General features: G+C 78.4%; 1 protein-coding gene and 1 pseudogene. One reads left to right on the forward strand and one right to left on the reverse strand.

Features of this window, described 5'->3' with window-relative positions; genetic code table 11:
- Positions 1-463 (reverse strand): annotated as a pseudogene (locus GTW08_RS01550) (2,4-dienoyl-CoA reductase); the annotation flags it as partial.
- Positions 464-490: 27 nt separating this feature from the next.
- On the opposite strand from GTW08_RS01550, the gene GTW08_RS01555 reads away from it, so the two are divergent.
- A complete protein-coding gene (locus GTW08_RS01555; protein WP_161151287.1) occupies positions 491-649 on the forward strand; it encodes a hypothetical protein in 159 nt (52 codons plus the stop codon).
- Positions 650-769 lie beyond the last annotated feature (120 nt).

A 769-nucleotide genomic window follows, 5' to 3' on the forward strand; every position in this document is an offset into this window, starting at 1 on the left:
CCGCCGTCGCGTCGGCGTCCGCGAGGGCGAACGCGGCCCGCCGCCCCTCCCGCACCGCCTCGGCGAGCGTCCGCGGCGCGACCCGGTCCCCCGCGAGGTGACAGCCGGGCAGCGCCGGGAGCGTGTCCTGCGGCAGCCGCGGTCCACAGTCGACGACGGCCGCGCACGGCACCGTCGTCACCGCAGCGGTGTGGACGTCCACCAGCTCCGCGACACCGCCGCGCACCGCTCCCGGCCGGGTGAACAACGCCCGCCGGACACCGGCCCGTTCCAGCCGCGCGTTCGCCGCGGCCATGTCTCCGCAGCGGCCGAGCTGGTGTCCGGCGACGGCGTCCGGGGTGGACAGCACCACCCGGTACCCGGCGCCGGCGAGCAGCTCCGCGACCCCCGGCCCGGTCCAGTCCCCGAGGGGGTCGGCGACGAGCACCGGCGCGTTCCGCGGAACGCGCGCGGCGGCGAGCACCGCGACGACTGCGTTACGGTGCCCGCCATGGAGGTCGTCGTCGTCCTGTTCTGGCTGGTGATCGCGTTCGCGTTCTTCCACGTCCTCCACCACGTGGTGCGTCGCGCGGTCCGCGCCGGGATCGCCGACGCCCTCGGCCGCACCGACACCGCGCCCGGCGGCGGCCGGGACGACGACACGGGCTGACCGCGCCACCTCCGCGCAGAGTTCCGCCGCGGTGAGCACCGGGACGTCCGCGTCGACCACCGGCGGCGACGGCCGGGACCCGGTCGCGAGCACCACCGCCTCCCCCCGTGCCCGGGCGGC

This window comes from Pseudonocardia sp. SID8383 (assembly GCF_009864975.1).
Classification (GTDB): Bacteria; Actinomycetota; Actinomycetes; order Mycobacteriales; family Pseudonocardiaceae; genus Pseudonocardia; species Pseudonocardia alni.

Excerpts from the sequence above, each read along its gene's own strand:
- GTW08_RS01555 (WP_161151287.1), top strand. The coding sequence starts at position 491 with ATGGAGGTCGTCGTCGTCCTGTTCTGGCTGGTGATCGCGTTCGCGTTC.